General features: G+C 50.8%; 2 protein-coding genes. One reads left to right on the top strand and one right to left on the bottom strand.

The genetic code is table 11. The features are described 5' to 3' along the window. Positions 1-398 precede the first annotated feature (398 nt). The gene (locus tag NG833_RS29870; protein ID WP_254568898.1) at positions 399-1,265 is read left to right on the top strand and encodes a calcium-binding protein; all 867 of its coding nucleotides are present in this window, start codon (positions 399-401) and stop codon (positions 1,263-1,265) included. A 227-nt stretch (positions 1,266-1,492) separates the two neighbouring features. Here NG833_RS29870 and NG833_RS29865 read toward each other — a convergent pair whose 3' ends face one another. Further along, positions 1,493-3,607, bottom strand: a complete 2,115-nt coding sequence (locus NG833_RS29865) for a calcium-binding protein (protein WP_254568897.1) — start codon at positions 3,605-3,607, stop codon at positions 1,493-1,495. Positions 3,608-4,187: the final 580 nt, after the last annotated feature.

Genomic DNA, 4,187 nt, shown 5'->3' with positions numbered 1-4,187 from the left:
CCAAAAAATAAAACCTTCAAAAAACCCGCAGGCTCAAGCCTGGAGGCTCACAGGACAAAGCCCGCCTGCGCGGGCTAAAAGAGCCTTGTTAGGTGCGATCGCATCAAAGCAAGGATGATTTATTTGTTGGAATCCCCTTAATGACGAAAAATCGTTATTTCTTGGACAGGCGATCACTCTCGCGCCCCTACAAGAGGTAAATTTGATGACGAAAAATCATTGTTTCTTGTAGGGGCGCAATGCTTGCGCCCTCCGGAGGGCGTATGCAATACGCCCCTACAATCTACACACCTTGACAGGGCTAGGGTTTTAACCCCCAGTGGGTGTTGCCACTTGCTCCCCTATCTCCCCCATCTACCCCATCTCGATGGCGGTTTACCCCATCTCAATTTACATCTATGAAAATACTGATCACGATCGCCCATTATTTCAATCCCGATGGCGGAGGGAAACATGGATCTCTGAGCAAAGACCCGCGATCGCGGATTGTGGCATTGAGTCAGTCTTTAACCCACTTGGGCGCAATTTTAGGGAAATATCAAGGGTTGCTGGATATCGCTAAATCTGTAGCAGTCCCGGCGAATCAGGGTCAAGGCTTAGATATTGACATCGTGATTTGTACCACTCAAAACTGCCATGTTTTAGAGGAGTTGCCGGTTCCCCATCAGATTTACCGCCATCACGCCACCCAAGCGGAACCCTTGATGCTGGGGTTTGAGTGTCACGCTCTGTTGCGCGATAGTTTGGGTCGCTATGATTATTATTGCTATTTGGAAGATGACTTAATCCTCCATGACCCCTGGTTTTTTATTAAATTAAACTGGTTTTCCTCCCAAGCGGGGGATTTGAATCTGTTGCAGCCAAATCGCTATGAAATCGCGCCTCCGGGTCGGGTGGGTAAGGTCTATATTGATGGGGATTTATTACCCAGAGCGACGGCCCAGTTTCAAAAGGTAGAGGACCGCCCAGAATTGAAGGGGAATATCATGGAGCAACCTGTGGTCTTCCAACGGGCGCTTAATCCTCATTCGGGATGCTTTTTTCTGAATGCCAAACAGATGGCTTATTGGGCTTCCCAGCCTTATTTTTTAGACCGGGATACGAGTTTTATCGGCCCCTTGGAAAGCATCGCCTCTCTCGGCATCATGCGAACCTTCAGAATCTATAAACCCGGTCCCGCTTATGCCAGTTTCCTGGAGATTCAGCACTTTGGCACCGCATTTCTCAACCTAATCGGTCGAGGCATTAACATCTCCCCCGGATAAAAAAGCCCCATCCCCCCCATCAACCAAGGACAAATAACAAATGACAAATGACAAATGACAAATGACAAATGACCAAGGACAAATGACCAAGGACAAATGACCAAGGACAAATGACAAATGACAAATGACAAATGACAAATAACAAATGACAAATGACCCCCAATAAAAGAGCCACAGATGAATAACATCTGTGGCTCAATCATTACGAGACGTTTATGTCAAGCGCCTTAGAACAGGAATATGTCATTCCGGGTAACCTGACCCGTCTGGACGACAGCAATGGTGATCATCTCAGCGGTATTGGCTCGGTCAGTCACTCCCGCACCGTTTTTATCCCAGAGCAAGAACCCGCCTGCATCTTGGGCGTCGAAGATGATCGCCGAAGTGCTAGCATTTCCACTAATCAGGTTCTCGAAGCTACCCGTGTAGGGCGTGGTTTTGTTAGTAGAGAAGAAGTCGATGTTGGTCCGCAGTCCAGCGATCGCTTCGGGGTCTAAACCAAAGCCAGAAAGGTTGAGGTAGATTTTATCCCGACCACTCTCGAAGCTGGTGATGGTATCACCCGTGGTTGCGGTTCCATCGGTAGGTAGCGGATTTTCCTCGGGGACACCATCACGGGCATCCAGAATACTGGTGAAGAGGAAGGCATCAGCTGCACCAGAGGTTCCAATCAGGCTGTCTGCACCCCAGAATCCTTCCAGGGTATCCACGCCGGGACTATCAGCTCGCAGGGTATCTCCTTCTCCACTCCCCGTGAGGAAGTCATTACCGCTACCGCCCATCAGGGTGTCATCGGAGCTACCAGCAACCAGCACGTTATCGCCGGAGACTGCCATGAGCAGGTTTCCACCCCCACCGTTGCGGGCGTAGAGGGAGTCATTGCCTTCGCCACCGATCAGGGTGTTTCCGGTTGCACCATCGAGGATCAGGGTATCGTTGCCTTTGTCCCCAGACAGATAAGAATCGGCTCCGGAGGAAACGATGGAATCGTTATCTTGACCCCCGTACAGGGTTACGGCAGCAGCTGTACCAACCAGGGAGTCGTTCCCTTGGTTACCAAAGCCAATGCTGGAGGCCCCACTGAGGGATAAGTAGTCCAGATTGTTTCCCGCGATCGTGTCGTTGTCTTCGATGTTGCCACCATATAAGGTGTCGCGAGTATTGCTACTGAGCATGGTGTCGTTACCTTTATCTCCATACAGGAGGTTGGTGCCGCCACCTACGGTTACGGTGAGCCCATCGACTAGGGAGACACCGGAAACCACGGTGTCATTATCTTGTCCACCATATAAGGTGCTGCGAGAGAACCCGGTGGTTTCTAAGTAGTCTGCGCCAGTATTACCAAACACCAGGACCTGACTGCCTCGGTTGAACAGGGAATCATCCCCCTCGCCGCCGAGCATGGTCTGACGTCCGCGATCGCCCCCGTAGGAGTAGACGTAATCGTTCCCGGTCCCACCGTTTAACCAGTTGTTGCGAGGGAAGCCTGCGAGTTCCCGTCGAGCACCTGCTACAGTGTTCACCCCATCGGTTGCTAACCCGAGTTCTCCGGTAGCATCTTTACTGAGCATGAACAGGGAGTCATTTCCTTCCCCCCCGAACAGGCTGTCGCGATCGCCAATCCCAAAGATGACGTCATTGCCTTTGTCACCGCTGAGATAGTTGCGTCCAGGGTTTCTGGGAACAGCTACGCCGTCTTCTACAACGACGCCCACTCCCAAGCCCGCTGTTGCACCTGCGCCAGATGCTCCGCCAAATAAGAACGGAGGCACGAAGCCAATGCCGCCAATGGTATCAGGAACGAAGGCCGCGCCTCCACCTGTGGCACCCGAGCCACTACCGGCGATTTCAATCACCTGGATGGTATCGTCGCCGACACCACCGTAGAGGGTATCTGAACCTAAGCCAGAGCCACTGATAAAGTCATCGCCGCCGTTTCCAAAGGCGAGGTTGCCCCCCAGACCATTACCAAAGTTGAAAATATCTTCGCTGTCTTCTACTAGGTTTTCGGATTGGTTGTTGGAGCCACCGTAAACCGTGTCGCGACCTAAGCTGCCTCGGGCTTCATACCGATCTTGGCCTAAGTCGCCAAAGAAGACGCTCCCGCCCCCTTTGCTCACCAAAAAGTCATCGTCTTGACCCCCATACAGGGTGTCTCCTGAGGTGCTAGAGGTCAGGGAATCATTTTCTGTATTCCCAAAAATTAAACTCCCACCGACGGTATCGGTGGTAATAAAATCACTTCCCGTTAGGCCCAGAACCGTATCTGCGCCTAGGCCAAACGAAAATAGATCTAGGGTATCGTTCGGATTTAACGGGTTTGTATCGAGTATTCTAACCATTCAGTTTCTCACTCCTCATCTGTTTCGTGTCGTCCTTGTCAAGTCTGCTCAGGCAGCTAACCTAGGAAACCCTTGACTTTGGTTGAGTCGTCTGGACTTTCTGTCAGCAGCAAGTCTAGCCCAATTGGGTGCTAATGTCTAGTCTGGCAAGATGGCAAAATTTTAGTTGTTCCAACTATGACCGATTAGCATGGCTCATTGATTTTAGCTTGACAATGCTGGGGTGCACGACTATGATACCAATCCGAGAGTTCCCTTTCCTTAAAATGGCTCAAAATGCTTACCCAGGCAGCTCTTATTCCTCTATTCTGTGTTTTCTTTTTCAGACCCGGCAGATCGCGGTAAAGTTTATCAAATTGGGGGCCAGTCGGCTAACCCTCCATAGGCGGAACCCAGTGATAATCCTCCTTGTGACCTGCTTTTCATCGGCTTACACCAAGTAAGGGGATTCCAACAAATAAATCATCCTTGCTTTGATGCGATCGCACCTAACAAGGCTCTTTTAGCCCGCGCAGGCACCGCTTTGTCCTGTGAGCCTCCAGGCTTGAGCCTGCGGGTTTTTTGAAGGTTTTATTTTTTG

Source organism: Oscillatoria sp. HE19RPO, from assembly GCF_024220515.1.
Classification (GTDB): domain Bacteria; phylum Cyanobacteriota; class Cyanobacteriia; order Cyanobacteriales; family Laspinemataceae; genus Laspinema.
This window is presented reverse-complemented; position numbering and strand designations above follow the sequence as displayed.